The organism is Burkholderia sp. MSMB1459WGS (assembly GCF_001534535.1).
GTDB lineage: Bacteria > Pseudomonadota > Gammaproteobacteria > Burkholderiales > Burkholderiaceae > Burkholderia.
The window spans coordinates 13,319-26,171 of the sequence record NZ_LPMU01000064.1 but is presented as its reverse complement, the minus strand read 5'-3'; the positions used below and the strand labels follow the sequence as shown (position 1 = coordinate 26,171).

Genomic DNA, 12,853 nt, shown 5'->3' with positions numbered 1-12,853 from the left:
CCGGCTGTCCGCAAGTGTCGCGCCGGCGATGCCGCAACCCGGCGCTCATGCTTGCTCAATCGGTCGAATCGTCCTGCGCGACCGGCATCTCGTCAACCGCGAAATAGACCGGCTTGCCGAGTTGCCGCGCAAGCGCCACGTCCGCATCCGCTCCGCGCGACGCGCCGCCGATGCGCAGCACCGCGTCGCAGCATCGCAGCAGCCGGTGCGCGGCCGGATACAGGAAGGCTTCGCCGATCGCGTCGCCGACCTGCGTCGACCCGGCCGCGGCCGCGAGCGGCAGCGACACCCATTCGCCGATCATCGGCACGTGCCCGCGGCGATACACGGCGAGCGCCGCCGCTTCCAGCCGATGCAGGTTCGCGGCGATGCGCGCGGGGTCGCCGTGCGTGCCGCTGCGATAGGGGCCGGCGACCAGCACGAGCCGCGGCGTCATGCGGCGCGCCCGCCCGCGGTTTCCCGCAGCGCGACGTACTGGAGCAGCATGATCGTCTTCGCATCGACGATCTCGCCGCGCTCGACCGCGTCCAGCGCCGCCTGCAGCGGCATCTCGACGACCTCGAGATCCTCGCCCTCTTCCGCGACGCCGCCGCCCGCGCCGGTGCGCAGCGACGCATCGTATTCGCCGACGAAGAAATGCAGCTTCTCCGTCACGGAACCCGGGCTCATGAACGCCTCGAACACCTTGCGCACGCCGCGCACGCGATAGCCGGTCTCCTCCTCGGCCTCCGCGCGGATGCGCGCTTCGGGCGTTTCGTCGTCGAGCAGGCCGGCGGCCGCTTCGAGCAGCATGCCGTCGTGCCCGCTCACGAACGCCGGCATCCGGAACTGCCGCGTCAGCAGCACGTCGCCCGTCTCGGCATGACGCAGCAGGATCGTCGCGCCGTTGCCGCGATCGTAGGTCTCGCGGCTCAGGCGTTGCCACGTGCCGTCGCGGCGCAGGAAATCGAACGTCACCTTGCGCAGCACATACCAGTCATCGGACAGCACCGTCGTATCGACGATGCGGACCCGCTCCCGCGTTGCAGCCATTGCAGCCTCCGGTTCGACAAAGGACGGCGCTCATGGTAACGTGCACATTCGTGCAATTTCAAGAATTTTCGTGCAAACACGATGCTGACGACGCAACGCAAGAAAGCGATCCTCGATGCGCTCTCGCGCGACGGCCAGGTGCTGGCTGCCGAGCTGAGCGTGCAATTCGGCGTGTCCGAAGACACGGTGCGCCGCGACCTGCGCGAACTCGCGGCCGAAGGGCTGTTGCAGCGCGTGCATGGCGGCGCGCTGCCGGCGTCGCCGGCCGTCGCGCCGTTCGCGCAGCGCGAAGCGCTCGAAACCGCGGAGAAGCGGCGCATCGCGCGGCGCGCCGCGCAGATGATCGCGCCCGGGCAAGTCGCGATCGTCGACGGCGGCACGACCTCCGCGCTGCTCGTCGGCCAGTTGCCGGTCGACCTGCGCGCGACGATCGTCACGCATAGCCCGAGCGTCGCGGTCGCGCTGGCCGCGCATCCGTCGATCGACGTGATCCTGATCGGCGGGCGGCTCTACAAGCATTCGATCGTCGCGGTCGGTGCGGCGGCGATGGAAGGCATCGCGCGCATCCATGCGGACCTGTACTTCATGGGGGTCACGGGCGTGCATCCGGTCGCGGGGCTGAGCACCGGCGATTTCGAGGAAGCGGCGATCAAGCGCGCGCTAGCCGAACGCGCGGCCGAGACGGTCGTGCTCGCGTCGCAGTCGAAGCTGCGCGCGGCGTCGCAGTTCGTGATCGGCGATATCGCGCTGGCGCAGGCGATCGTCGTCGAAAAGGAAACCGACGCCGCGCTGACGGAGCCGATCGAGGCCGCCGGCGTGACGGTGGTGCGCGCATGACGCGCGGCGGCCCGGCCGCGTCGAACCGATAGCGAAGCCGGGGGTACGGGCGCCGCGCCAATGTCAGCGTGCTGACAGGCACTGCTTGCTAACATGGGCGATCGCCCGATCCCCACGTGCTACCCGCCCGATGCCTCCCGCCTCCACCCCGACTCCCCCGGCCCCTCCGGCAAGCGACGCGCCGCCAGGCGTCCTCGCACTGTTCGTCGCGTTCGCGCAGATCGGCCTGACCAGCTTCGGCGGCGGACTCAGCGGACGGATGATGCGCGACTTCGTGCACGAGCGGCGATGGCTCGACGAAGAGGCGTTCCTCAACGGCCTTGCGCTGTCGCAGGCGTTGCCGGGCGTCAACGTGAAGAATCTCGCGATCTGGATCGGCTACCGTCTCGCCGGATGGCGCGGCGCGGTGGCGGGCTTCACCGGCATCATCGCGCCGCCCGCGGTGCTGATCGTGCTGTTCGGCGTCGCGTTCTCGACCCTCACGCGCTTCCCGCTCACGCATGTCGCGCTCGCCGGCGCGGCGGCCGCGGCGATCGGGCTGTCGATCTCGATGGCGATCACCGCGGTGCGCCGCCTGCCGCGCCGCGCGCTGCCGTTCGCGGTCATGACGCTCGTCTTCGTGTCGGTCGCGGTGCTGCACTGGCCGCTAGTGTGGACCGTGCTGATCGGCGGCACGCTGAGCGTCGCGCTCGAATACCGCCGTGCGGCCGCGGCACCGGGCGGGAGCGACGCGCGATGAACGCGTCCGCACGTTACGCCGCGCTGTTCGGCGTGTTCGCGCCGCTGTCGATCGCGACGATCGGCGGCGGGCAGGCGGTCATCGCGGACATCCAGCGGCAGGTCGTCGACGTCCATCACTGGATGAGCGCCGCGCAATTCGTGAACGACTTCGCGATCGCACGGATGGCGCCGGGTCCCGGCTCGCTGCTGGCGACGCTGATCGGCTGGCAGGTGGCCGGCTTCTGGGGCGCGGTGATCGCGACGCTCGCGCTGTTCGGGCCGACCGCGTTCCTGATCTACGGTGTCGCGCATCTATGGCGGCGACATCGAGGCGCGCGCTGGCAGATCGCGCTCGAAGCCGGCCTGCGCCCGGTCGCGGCCGGCATGATTCTCGCGTCGGTGTGGGTGCTGCTGCAGGCGCTCGACGGCGGCTGGCCCGCGCGCGCGATCGCCGTCGCATCGACGTTGTGCGTGATCTACACGCGCGTTCATGCGCTGCTGCTGATCGCCATCGGCGCGCTGCTGCTCGTCGGCATACATGCGCTCGGCGGCGCATGACGCGCGGCCATCGTCACATCGAAACCTCCGCTGTCCGCCTAAATCCCGCGAAACACCGGCGCGCGCCGCTCCGCGAACGCGCGCAACCCTTCGTCGAAATCCGCGCCTTCGCACGCCTGCCGGCGCAACTCGGCGATGCGTTCGAACGCATCGGCCGGCAATGGCCGCGCGTCCTGCAGCACGCGCAACTGCTCCTTCACCGCGTGCACCGCGAGCGGCGCCTTCGCGGCGATCGTGCGCGCGACGTCGAGCGCCGCGTCGTCGACCTCACCGGCGTCGGCCAGCCGGTTCACGAGCCCGTGGTGCGCGGCGCGTTCCGCATCGAGCGGCTGCGCGCAGACGAACATCTCCTTCAGCACGTGGATCGGCAGGTTGTCGTAGAAGCGCAGCAAGCCGCTCGTCGAATACGGCAGGCCGATGTTCGCGGGCGTCATCGCGAAACGCGCGTCGCGCGCCGCCACGACGAGATCGCAGCTCATCGCGAGATCGACCGCCCCGCCCCACGCCGATCCGGACACCGCCGCGATCACCGCGCCCGGATAGGTTCGCACGCGCCGCAGCGCGCGTTCGAGCGGCTTGCCGTATGCGAGCGGATCGCGATCGTCGGCCAGTTCGCGCAGGTCGTGCCCCGCGCTCCACACGTCGCCGCTGCCGTCGTTCGACAGAATCACGACCGGCGGCGGACGATGTCCGGCCAACGCATCGAGATGTGCAACGAGGGCATCGAGCAGCGGCGCGTCGAGCGCATGCCGTCGCGTCGGGTTCGCGAACCGCACGCGCGCGATCCGCTCGCCGATCAGGTCGACCGTCACGGTCGACGCCCCGTCCCGTTTCGTCGTGTCGGTCATTGCACGGCCTCCGCCACCGCATCCGCCTGGAAGATCGCGCGCTCCGCCAGCAGCGCGTCGATCGCATCGTCGCCGTAGCCGGCTTCGCGGAGCACGTCGACCGTATGCTCGCCGAGTAGCGGCGGCGCATGGCGCGTGCGCGGCGCCGGCAGTTCGTCGCCCATCCCGCCGAGCGGCGTGACGACCTGACGCAGCGTACCGAGCGTCGGATGCGCGACCGGCTCGACCAGCCCGCAATGCGCGAGCTGCGGATCGTCGAATACTTCGTCGAGCGTATGGATCGGCCCGGCCGGCAGCCCGGCGTCGACGAACCGTTGCGTCCATTCGCGCTTGCCGCGCGTGCGCAGCCGGCTTTCGAGCAGCGCCTTCAGTTCGTCGCGATGGGCGACGCGCGCATCGTTGGTCGCGAAGCGCGGATCGGCCGGCAGTTCGGGCAGATCGAGCAACCGGCACAGCCGCACCCACATGTCGGTCGTGATCGGTGCGAGGTTCAGCGGGCCGTCGGCCGTCTCGAACACGCCGTACGGCGCGATCACCGCATGCGCGTTGCCGGTGCGGCGCGGCACGTCGCCGAGGCTCAGGTAGCGTTGCCCGTGCACGCTCAACAGCGCAACGAGGCTTTCGAGCAGCGACGTGCCGACATGCTGGCCGCGCCCGGTGCGCTCGCGCTCGAACAGCGCAGCCATCACGCCGGTCGCGACCCACATCCCCGAGCTGAGATCGCCGATCGCGGTGCCCGTGCGGGTCGGCTCGCCGTCCGGGAAACCGGTGAGGCTCATCAGCCCCGCGTAGCCCTGCGCGATCTGGTCGAAGCCCGGCCAGTCGCGCAGCGGGCCGCGCGGGCCGAACGCGGTGACGCTGCCCATCACGAGCCGCGGGTTACTCGCGCTCAGCGCGGCATAGCCGAGCCCCATCGCGTCCATCGTGCCGGCCTTGAAATTCTCGATCACGATGTCGGCCTGCGCGATCAGGCGCCGCACGACGTCGAGGCCGGCCGGCTGCCGGAAGTCCACACAGACGCCGCGCTTGTTGCGGTTGCAGGACAGGTAGTACGTGCTCACGCCGCGATCGAACGGCCCCCAGGCGCGGCTCATGTCGCCGTGCGGCCCCGACTCGACCTTGATCACGTCGGCGCCGAGATCGGCGAGCACCATCGAGCAGAACGGCCCCGACAGCGCGCGACTGAGATCGACGACCCTGATTCCCGTTAATGCCTTCATTCCGGACTCCTGATATTGATGATGGGGTGTGGCGTGTTCGCGAACGACTGCGGCGTACCGCTCATTCGGGCAGTGTCTGGTGGCGCGTTTCGACCGCGAACGGCAGGATCAGGATGCCGAGCCCGAACACGGCCGCGGTCCATGCGACCGGCACGCCGAGCGATCCGTAACCGTGAATCGCGGCGCCGAGCAGGAAGTTCACGCCCGCGCCGATGAAGCGGCCGACCGATGCGTTGAACGCGAACGCGGTGGCCCGCACGCGCGTCGGATATTGCTCGGGCAGCCACAGCGAGAAGATCGCGAAGTTGCCGCCGAAGAAGCCGAGGAACGCGAGCGACACCATGAACGCGGCGAGCCCGTTCGGCTGGTAGAACGCCCAGCCGAACGCGAACACGATCGAGCCGGCCATCCCCGCGAAATACACGCCGAGCGCGGTACGCCGGCCGAGCCGCTCCGACAGCCACGGCGCCGCCAGACAGCCGGCAATCGTTGCGCACGACAGGATCGCCGCACCGATCGACGCCAGCCGCAGCGCGCCGACGTGATCGATGCCCGCGCGTGTCGCCAGCGTGGTGACCGCGCTCGCCTCGTAGACGGAGCCGGCCCACAACCCGACGATCGCGACGCCGACGAGGCTCGCGCTCGTCAGCGTGCGGCGCAGGAACGCCGGCGCGAAGATCTCGCGCAGCGGATGCGCGCGGCGCGCGTCGGCCACGTCGCCGTCGCGCGCGCCGTGCCGACGCCACTGCCCCGGCTCCTTCACGCGCATGACCGTAAACACCGCGAGCAACGCGGGCGCCAGCCCGCACAGGAACATCGCACGCCAGCCGTAGGTCGCGCCGATCGTGTAGTTCAGGCAGGCCGCGATGAAGAAGCCGAAGTAATAGCCCGTCTGCAGGTAGCCGGCGCCCATCTTGCGGCGGTCCTCCGGCCAGCTTTCGGCGACGTAGGTGCCCGCGAGCGCCCATTCGCCGCCGACGCCGATCCCGGCGATCAGCCGGCACGCGGCCAGCGCCCATACGTCGTGCACGAACGCGGCCGCGCCGGTGAACACCGAATAGATCAGGATGCTCGCCGCGAGCGTGCGCACGCGGCCGAAGCGGTCGGCGAGCGGCCCCCAGACGAACGACAGCCCCCAGCCGATCAGGAACAGCGCGAACAGGATCGAGCCGTACATCCCCAGATTCGCGGGCGTCGCCGCGATGCCGGAGGCCGGCAGCAGTTCGGTCAGCGCGGGAATCAGCACGAGCGCGTAGATCACCGAATCCACGCCGTCGAGCACCCAGCCCGCGTACACGGCCCAGAAGCCCTTGACCTGCTCGCGCGTAAGCGGCGTGCGCCGCGGCTTCGCGCCGGCCGCCGGCGCGTCGATCGCCTTGAACATCTTCGTCTCCTTGCCGGCGGGGCCGGCGCTTTCGCCGCGTCCGGTCCGGGATGGCCGGCAGTCGGGCTCTTTTGTGAGACGAGTATAGAAACGCGATCGATCGCCGAAAAATATGATATTCATCTTGCTCGATCGGATTAGCTTATGGCTCGAATCAAGCGCGAATCGGGAGACGGCGGCGATGGACTTGAGACAGTTGCGCTATTTCGTGAAGGTCGTCGAATACGGCAACGTCACGCATGCGAGCGAGGCGCTGCACGTCGCGCAACCGGCCGTGAGCCAGCAGATGCGCAATCTCGAGCAGGATCTCGGGATGCAACTGCTCGAACGAAGCGTGCGCGGCGTCGCGCCGACCGCCGCCGGCCGCACGCTGTACCGGCACGCGCTCGAACTGCTGCGCCAGGCCGACGGCACGCACGAGCTGCTGCGCCGCGACGCCGACACGCCGCAAGGCCGTGTGACCGTCGGCATGCCGTCGAGCACCGCGCGCGTGCTGGCCATTCCGCTCGCCCGCGCAGTGCGCGACCGCTTTCCCGGCATCATGCTGGAGCTGATCGAGGCGCCGAGTGCCGATCTCGACACGCTGCTCGAACGCGCACGCCTCGATCTCGCGATCGTCGTCGATGCGGTCGACACGCGCGGCATCGCGATCCATCGGCTGCTGACGGAAACGCTGTACCTGATCACGTGGCCCGGATTCCCGGTGCCGGACGCCCCCGTGCCGCTCGACGCGATCGCGCGAATGCCGCTCGTGCTGCCGAGCGCGCCGAACACGATCCGCAACCGCGTCGACTGGGCGATGCGCGAGGCCGGGCTGTCGTACGAGATCGGCTTCGAGGCGAGCTCGACCGGGCTGCTGTTCGCGGCCGTGATGGCGCAGCTCGGCGTGACGATCCTGCCGTGGACGGCCGCGCACGTCGAGATCGAGGAGCGCAAGCTCAAGCTGTCGACGGTCGCGCACCGGTTGTTCGTGCGCGACCTGTCGCTGTGCTGGCACGACACGGCGCTCGTCAGCAACGCGGTGCAGAAGGTGAAAGCCGAAATCGTCCGGCTGTTCGACACGCTCGGGCAGCGGCCGGAGTGGGCGGCCGGACACGCCGGTCGCGCGTGACGGACCTTGTGCCGCCCCGCCGCGCGTACTAAGCTCGTTTCATCCTGGGTACCGCTGACACCCCACTTCTCCTCGCCGCTCGGTATAAGCGTCGGGGGAAGGAGGCCGTTCGTGTCCCCGTTCCAGTTTGCCTGGCTTCTGCTGGGCGTCAGTGTCCTCGCCGAAGTGCTCGGCTCCGTTGGCCTGAAGTGCTCGGCCGGTTTGTCCCGCCCGTTGCCGTCCGCGATCGCGATCGTCTGCTATGCATGTGCGGTATGGCTGATGGCGCTCGCGACGAAGCGAATCGAAATGGGGCTCGCGTATGCGAGCTGGGCCGCTGCCAGCACGGCGGCCACGGCCATGATCGGCATCGTCTGCTTCGACGAATCGGTGTCGTCGCTGAAGCTCGTCGGCATCGCGCTGACCGTCTGCGCACTCGTCGCACTCAATCTCGGCGATGCGGCGGCACGATGATCCATACGCACGCATCCGGCGGGGGCATTGACAACGCTCACCGCCACCCCTTAACGTTTCCCTCATCGTAACCATCACCGGTTCAGCTTAAGAGGTTGTCGGCCCGCTCGTGCTCGACACCTCCGCCTTCCTCGAAGGCCTGCTGCTTGGCGCCGGCCTGTTCACGTCGGTCGGTCCGAAGGACGCCTTCGTCATCAAGCGCTCGATTTCGGGCCCTCACCTGCTCTCCATCGCCCTCGTCTGCGCGGGCAGCGACGCGCTGCTGATCGCGCTCGGCGCGCACGGGCTGTCGTCGTTGCTGTCGCGCCATCCCGGCGTGGTGGCGGCCGCACTGTGGGCCGGCATCGCGTATCTCGCCGGTTACGGGCTGCTTGCGCTGCGCGCGGCGATCGTCGGGCGGCAGCCCGCGCACGTCGACGGCGCTCCCGCTCGCAGCGAACCCACTCGGTCGCGCACGGTGCTCGCGGCCGCCGCGGTTTCGCTGCTCAATCCGTATGCATGGATCGATACGGTGCTGCTGCTCGGAACCGTGATCGCGAGCCACACGCCGTCCGCGCGCGAGCCGTTTGCGATCGGCGCGATGACTGCTTCGCTGGCGTGGTTCCTGATGCTCGCGTACGGCGCACGCGCGTGCCGTGCGTGGTTCGCTCAGACGCTCGCATGGCGCGTGCTCGATGGTTTCGTCGCGGTGATGATGCTCGGCTTCGCGGTGCGTCTCGCGATCGACGCGCTTTAGGCGTCAGCGGCCGACGCTGAAACCGTGCGGAATGCGTCGTGCGCGTGGGCATGCAGTTCAAAGCCGATGCCCGGCGCCTGCGGCACGCGCGCGTATCCCGCGTCGACGATTTCGCCGTCGGCGAGGCCGCTGAACGGATGGAATGCGAACGGGCTGACTTCCGCGCCGCCGAGCCCGAGCGCCGCGACGACGTGCAGCGAGAACAGATGGCCGCCATGCGGCCAGAACGCGTCGCGCCGCCAGCCGCGCGACACGAAGTGATCGACGATCTGCAAATAGCCCGGCAGCCCGTAGCTGTGCACCGGATCGAACACCAGCACGTCGCGGTCGGCGCGCAGGCCGCCGTAACGGTCGAGCAGCTTCGCCTCCGCAAGCGAGAACAGCGCTTCGCCGGCCGCGATCGGCGGTGCGTACCGCGTAGCGACGTCTGCCTGGAGCGGCAGGTCGAGCGGGTCGCAGATGTCCTCGAACCACCAGAGACCGAACGGCGCGAGCATGTCGACGGCCTGGCAAGCGGTCGTCGCGTCGTACGTGTTCATCGCGTCGACCGCGAGGTGCGATGAACCGGCAAGATGCGCGGCCGCGGCTTCGATGCGGCGCCGGTCCTGATCGAGATTCGCGCCGCCGATCTTGATCTTCGCGTGCGTGTAGCCGAGATCGACGATCCGGCGCATCTCGTCCGACAGGCGCGCGAGATCGTCATGCGGATAGCGATAGCCGCCGCCCGCGTACACGCGCACGCGTGGTGCTGTCGCCCGCTGGAGGCGGTCGGCGAGAAAGCCGTGCAGCGGCAGGCCGGCGATCTTCGCGGCGGCGTCCCAGATCGCCATGTCGATCGTGCCGACCGCGACGCAACGTTCGCCATGTCCGCCCGGCTTCTCGCCGGCCATCATCGCGCGCCATGCGCGGAACGGGTCGAGGTTCGTGCCGGCTTCGTCGGCGAGCGTGTCGGCAGCGGCCACCAGGCGCGGCGCGAACCGTTCGCGGATCAGGCCGCCCTGCGCGAAGCGGCCGATCGACGCGTAGCCGTAGCCCGTCACCGGGCGGCCGTCGCGCACGACGTCGGTGACGACCGCGACGACGCTCGTCGTCAGGCCACCGGACGCAATCGCCGGATCGGCATAGCGGGACACGGGAATCGCACGTTCGTGAATCGCGGTGATGCGCATGGTCGGGCTCCGGAGGGGTGTCCGGCGCAGGCGGAAGGGTCGTGCGCTGCAGCGGAAACGATGGGCGGATCGCTGCATCTTAGGGGTTTGCGCGGCAGCGTGCAGGACCGACGGCGCGCGTCATCGTGTCGTCGCCGGACAACCGCGTGTCGCATACGTTATGTCGCGGGTTGCAGTCGGATAGCGGAGCGCGCCGAGCCTGTCACCACGCTCGGCGCGCTGTTTCCGAACCGGTCGACTTTTATCGAACCGGAATCCTCGTTTGCCCCTCCTGGCTTCGTGAACCGGAAGGATGTGGTCGATGAGGGTATGCCTGACGCGGATTGGGTCGAATCGATCGCCCGCTCAGGCGAACACGAAGTACTTGCGCACCGTCTCCACCACTTCCCACGTCCCCTTCATGCCGGGCTCGATCACGAACACGTCGCCGGCTTTCAGGTGCACCGGCTCCTCGCCTTCCGGCGTGATGATGCAGTAACCGTCGAGGAAGTGGCAGTACTCCCATTTTTCGTAATTCACCTCGAACTTTCCCGGCGTGCAGATCCACGTGCCCATGATCTTGCTGCCGTCCTTCGAGACGTACGCGTTGAGGTTCACGGTGTGCGGATCGCCGCCAATGCGCTTCCATTTGGTCGCGTCAACGACGGGCGTCGGGCAGGTTTTGCGCAGAACGGTGATGAAATCGGACATGTCGGCTCCAGGCTAACGATCGTATGAGAGGCCTGTCACGTTAGTTCGAAAGCGTTGTCGCGACTTGTATGCGTCCGACACCGACTCGTCAATTTTCGACATCGGCTGGTGGGCAGGCACGCTGCCGTCGCGATTAGTTCGTCCGTTGCCAGATCAACCCGCATGGTCAGTTTGCGTGCGATCTTGAAAGTCGGTGTCGCGGCTGAGCGCTTCCCACGCGTCGAATTCGCGCTGCAATTGCGCGATTTTCTCGCGCGCCTGATCGAGCGCATCGCCGCCTATGATGAAGCGCGTCGGAGGATCCTCCGCTTCTACCGCGGCGATGATCGCGCGGGCGCCGCGCATCGGATCACCCCGTTGCTGGCCGTGGGCGGCAAAAATTCCGCCGCGGGCCTTGCCTGCGGTTTCCGCATAGGCGGGAATCCGTACGGACGACTGCTTGGCCGACTCGAGTCTGCGAAAGTCTGTCCGGAATGCGCCGGGCGCCACGATGGTGACGCCGATCCCGAATGGCCTGACTTCCTTCGCCAGCGTTTCCGTCATGCCCTCGAGCGCGAACTTGGCCATGTGATAGTAGCCGACCGACGGAAAGGTGACGAAACCGCCGATCGAGCTGATGTTGATGACGTATCCGTGACCGCGCTCGCGCATTCCCGGCAATACGGCCTTGACGAGGTTCAGCGGGCCAAACACATCGGTTTCCATCAGATCGCGAACCTCGGCGTCCACGCCTTCCTCGATCGACGCGAAGTAGCCATAGCCGGCATTGTTGACAAGCACATCGACGCTGCCGAAACGCTCCTCGGCCGCCGCGATGGCCGCCGCTATCTCGTCCGGCTTGGTAACATCGAGCTCAACCGCAAGCAGCTTGCCTTGCCCGTCGGCGAGATCGGCGAGATCATCCTTGCGCCGGGCGGTCGCCACGACACGGTAGCCGGAGCGCAGCGCCTGCACGGCCAGCGCGCGGCCGAGCCCTCTCGAACAGCCCGTGATGAACCAGACATCGTTTTTCCCAATCATCATTCACGCTCCCAACCTATCTCTAATGTCGATAGGGAAGATTCTTGCGTCGGTACGACCGCACAACAAGACCGATACATTGGAAGGGCCGTTGAACAGGATCGAACGATGACACGAGGAAACCTCGACGACCTTGCCGCTTTCGCGTGCGTGGCGCGCTTGCGTAGTTTCACGCGCGCCGCGGCCGCACTCGACACCTCGACGTCGAACCTCAGCCACACGATCAGGCGGCTGGAGACGCGCCTCGGTGTGCAACTGCTCCAGCGCAATAGCCGCAGTGTGTCGCTCAGCGCAGCGGGCGAAGCGCTGCTCGCGACGCTCGACCCCGCTCTCGAGAGCATAGACGGCGCGCTCGACGCGCTTCAGCGAGGCAGCGACAGCGTGTCGGGGACGCTCCGTCTGACGGCCACCCGCCAGGCCTACGACATGATCATTCGCCCGGTACTGCCGGCGTTCACCGAAGCGCACCCCGACGCGACGGTCGAAGTGCTGATCGAATATGCGTTCCGCGACATCGTCGCCGATCGATTCGACGCGGGCATTCGCCTCGGTGAGAAAATCGAGCGGGACATGATTGCGGCGAAGGTCGGCCCGGATCTGCGTATGTCGGTGGTCGCCACACCCGCGTATCTCGCGCGCCACGGCACACCGCTTCATCCGCACGAACTCACGCGGCACCGTTGCATCAATTACCGGATGGTCACGGCAGGAACAATCTATGCATGGGAATTCGAGCGCGACGGCAGCCGTCTGGAAGTACGCGCGCCGGGGCCCCTCACTTTCAACGATCCCGACTTGATGCTTGAATGCGCGCTCGACGGCCTCGGCATCGCCTATGTCCTGGAACGCGAAGCGGCACCCTACGTCGAAGCGGGAAGATTGAAGCGGATCTTGCCCGACTGGACGCCGCCTTTTCCCGGCTTCTTCGTGTATTACGCATCGCGACGACAGATGCGGCCGGTGCTCGCCGCATTTCTGGCTGCCGTTCGGGAAGCGTCTCCTGCTTCAGCGATACCGCCCCACAGGCTCCGTACCTGAACGCTAATCAGTCACCCTGAACAATTCGTTTTGCCGG

General features: G+C 68.1%; 15 protein-coding genes. 7 read left to right on the top strand and 8 right to left on the bottom strand.

Annotated features, from left to right (window positions below):
- Positions 1-55: 55 nt before the first annotated feature.
- Positions 56-436 carry a hypothetical protein gene (locus WT97_RS24890; protein WP_059791616.1) on the bottom strand — a complete coding sequence of 127 codons (381 nt, stop codon included), beginning with the start codon at positions 434-436 and terminating at the stop codon, positions 56-58.
- Positions 433-1,032 carry an NUDIX domain-containing protein gene (locus WT97_RS24885; protein WP_059499887.1) on the bottom strand — a complete coding sequence of 200 codons (600 nt, stop codon included), beginning with the start codon at positions 1,030-1,032 and terminating at the stop codon, positions 433-435. The genes WT97_RS24890 and WT97_RS24885 overlap by 4 nt, the downstream gene beginning before the upstream one ends.
- A gap of 81 nt (positions 1,033-1,113) precedes the next feature.
- On the opposite strand from WT97_RS24885, the gene WT97_RS24880 reads away from it, so the two are divergent.
- The 3 genes from WT97_RS24880 to WT97_RS24870 all read left to right on the top strand — a co-directional run bounded on the left by WT97_RS24880 (position 1,114) and on the right by WT97_RS24870 (position 3,147).
- Positions 1,114-1,869, top strand: coding sequence for a DeoR/GlpR family DNA-binding transcription regulator (locus WT97_RS24880; protein ID WP_060354598.1), 756 nt, complete (start codon positions 1,114-1,116; stop codon positions 1,867-1,869).
- Between the two features lie 130 nt (positions 1,870-1,999).
- The gene (locus tag WT97_RS24875) at positions 2,000-2,608 is read left to right on the top strand and encodes a chromate transporter (RefSeq protein ID WP_059791618.1); all 609 of its coding nucleotides are present in this window, start codon (positions 2,000-2,002) and stop codon (positions 2,606-2,608) included.
- Complete coding sequence (locus WT97_RS24870; RefSeq protein ID WP_059499884.1) at positions 2,605-3,147, top strand: chromate transporter; 543 nt, start codon at positions 2,605-2,607, stop codon at positions 3,145-3,147. The genes WT97_RS24875 and WT97_RS24870 overlap by 4 nt, the downstream gene beginning before the upstream one ends.
- Positions 3,148-3,185: 38 nt before the next feature.
- On the opposite strand, the gene scpB is transcribed toward WT97_RS24870, so the two are convergent.
- The 3 genes from scpB to WT97_RS24855 form a co-directional block, all read right to left on the bottom strand.
- Positions 3,186-3,995: a methylmalonyl-CoA decarboxylase gene (gene scpB, locus WT97_RS24865; RefSeq protein WP_060354597.1), complete on the bottom strand. Its 810-nt coding sequence runs from the start codon at positions 3,993-3,995 to the stop codon at positions 3,186-3,188.
- A complete protein-coding gene (locus tag WT97_RS24860) occupies positions 3,992-5,215 on the bottom strand; it encodes a CaiB/BaiF CoA-transferase family protein (RefSeq protein ID WP_060354596.1) in 1,224 nt (407 codons plus the stop codon). Before WT97_RS24860 ends, scpB begins: the two co-directional genes overlap by 4 nt.
- Before the next feature lie 61 nt (positions 5,216-5,276).
- Positions 5,277-6,599, bottom strand: coding sequence for an MFS transporter (locus tag WT97_RS24855; protein ID WP_059791945.1), 1,323 nt, complete (start codon positions 6,597-6,599; stop codon positions 5,277-5,279).
- A gap of 181 nt (positions 6,600-6,780) precedes the next feature.
- On the opposite strand from WT97_RS24855, the gene WT97_RS24850 reads away from it, so the two are divergent.
- The 3 genes from WT97_RS24850 (at position 6,781) to WT97_RS24840 (ending at position 8,899) form a co-directional block, all read left to right on the top strand.
- The gene (locus WT97_RS24850; protein WP_060354595.1) at positions 6,781-7,710 is read left to right on the top strand and encodes a LysR substrate-binding domain-containing protein; all 930 of its coding nucleotides are present in this window, start codon (positions 6,781-6,783) and stop codon (positions 7,708-7,710) included.
- Between the two features lie 111 nt (positions 7,711-7,821).
- The gene (locus tag WT97_RS24845; RefSeq protein WP_059791622.1) at positions 7,822-8,163 is read left to right on the top strand and encodes a multidrug efflux SMR transporter; all 342 of its coding nucleotides are present in this window, start codon (positions 7,822-7,824) and stop codon (positions 8,161-8,163) included.
- Between the two features lie 109 nt (positions 8,164-8,272).
- A complete protein-coding gene (locus WT97_RS24840; protein WP_059791623.1) occupies positions 8,273-8,899 on the top strand; it encodes a LysE/ArgO family amino acid transporter in 627 nt (208 codons plus the stop codon).
- On the opposite strand, the gene WT97_RS24835 is transcribed toward WT97_RS24840, so the two are convergent.
- The 3 genes from WT97_RS24835 to WT97_RS24825 form a co-directional block, all read right to left on the bottom strand.
- Positions 8,896-10,068 (bottom strand): enolase C-terminal domain-like protein, encoded by a 1,173-nt coding sequence (locus WT97_RS24835; protein WP_059791624.1) that lies wholly within the window; start codon positions 10,066-10,068, stop codon positions 8,896-8,898. The genes WT97_RS24840 and WT97_RS24835 overlap by 4 nt on opposite strands.
- Positions 10,069-10,413: 345 nt before the next feature.
- Positions 10,414-10,758 carry a cupin domain-containing protein gene (locus WT97_RS24830; protein WP_059448122.1) on the bottom strand — a complete coding sequence of 115 codons (345 nt, stop codon included), beginning with the start codon at positions 10,756-10,758 and terminating at the stop codon, positions 10,414-10,416.
- A gap of 153 nt (positions 10,759-10,911) precedes the next feature.
- Positions 10,912-11,781 (bottom strand): oxidoreductase, encoded by an 870-nt coding sequence (locus tag WT97_RS24825; RefSeq protein ID WP_218919462.1) that lies wholly within the window; start codon positions 11,779-11,781, stop codon positions 10,912-10,914.
- A gap of 105 nt (positions 11,782-11,886) precedes the next feature.
- On the opposite strand from WT97_RS24825, the gene WT97_RS24820 reads away from it, so the two are divergent.
- On the top strand, positions 11,887-12,816 hold the full coding sequence (locus WT97_RS24820) for a LysR family transcriptional regulator (protein WP_059791626.1): 930 nt from the start codon (positions 11,887-11,889) through the stop codon (positions 12,814-12,816).
- The last annotated feature ends 37 nt before the right edge of the window (positions 12,817-12,853 follow it).

Excerpts from the sequence above, each read along its gene's own strand:
- scpB (WP_060354597.1), bottom strand. The coding sequence starts at position 3,995 with ATGACCGACACGACGAAACGGGACGGGGCGTCGACCGTGACGGTCGAC.
- WT97_RS24860 (WP_060354596.1), bottom strand. The coding sequence starts at position 5,215 with ATGAAGGCATTAACGGGAATCAGGGTCGTCGATCTCAGTCGCGCGCTG.
- WT97_RS24880 (WP_060354598.1), top strand. The coding sequence starts at position 1,114 with ATGCTGACGACGCAACGCAAGAAAGCGATCCTCGATGCGCTCTCGCGC.
- WT97_RS24825 (WP_218919462.1), bottom strand. The coding sequence starts at position 11,781 with ATGATGATTGGGAAAAACGATGTCTGGTTCATCACGGGCTGTTCGAGA.
- WT97_RS24850 (WP_060354595.1), top strand. The coding sequence starts at position 6,781 with ATGGACTTGAGACAGTTGCGCTATTTCGTGAAGGTCGTCGAATACGGC.
- WT97_RS24855 (WP_059791945.1), bottom strand. The coding sequence starts at position 6,599 with ATGTTCAAGGCGATCGACGCGCCGGCGGCCGGCGCGAAGCCGCGGCGC.
- WT97_RS24870 (WP_059499884.1), top strand. The coding sequence starts at position 2,605 with ATGAACGCGTCCGCACGTTACGCCGCGCTGTTCGGCGTGTTCGCGCCG.
- WT97_RS24890 (WP_059791616.1), bottom strand. The coding sequence starts at position 436 with ATGACGCCGCGGCTCGTGCTGGTCGCCGGCCCCTATCGCAGCGGCACG.
- WT97_RS24830 (WP_059448122.1), bottom strand. The coding sequence starts at position 10,758 with ATGTCCGATTTCATCACCGTTCTGCGCAAAACCTGCCCGACGCCCGTC.
- WT97_RS24820 (WP_059791626.1), top strand. The coding sequence starts at position 11,887 with ATGACACGAGGAAACCTCGACGACCTTGCCGCTTTCGCGTGCGTGGCG.
- WT97_RS24835 (WP_059791624.1), bottom strand. The coding sequence starts at position 10,068 with ATGCGCATCACCGCGATTCACGAACGTGCGATTCCCGTGTCCCGCTAT.
- WT97_RS24885 (WP_059499887.1), bottom strand. The coding sequence starts at position 1,032 with ATGGCTGCAACGCGGGAGCGGGTCCGCATCGTCGATACGACGGTGCTG.
- WT97_RS24875 (WP_059791618.1), top strand. The coding sequence starts at position 2,000 with ATGCCTCCCGCCTCCACCCCGACTCCCCCGGCCCCTCCGGCAAGCGAC.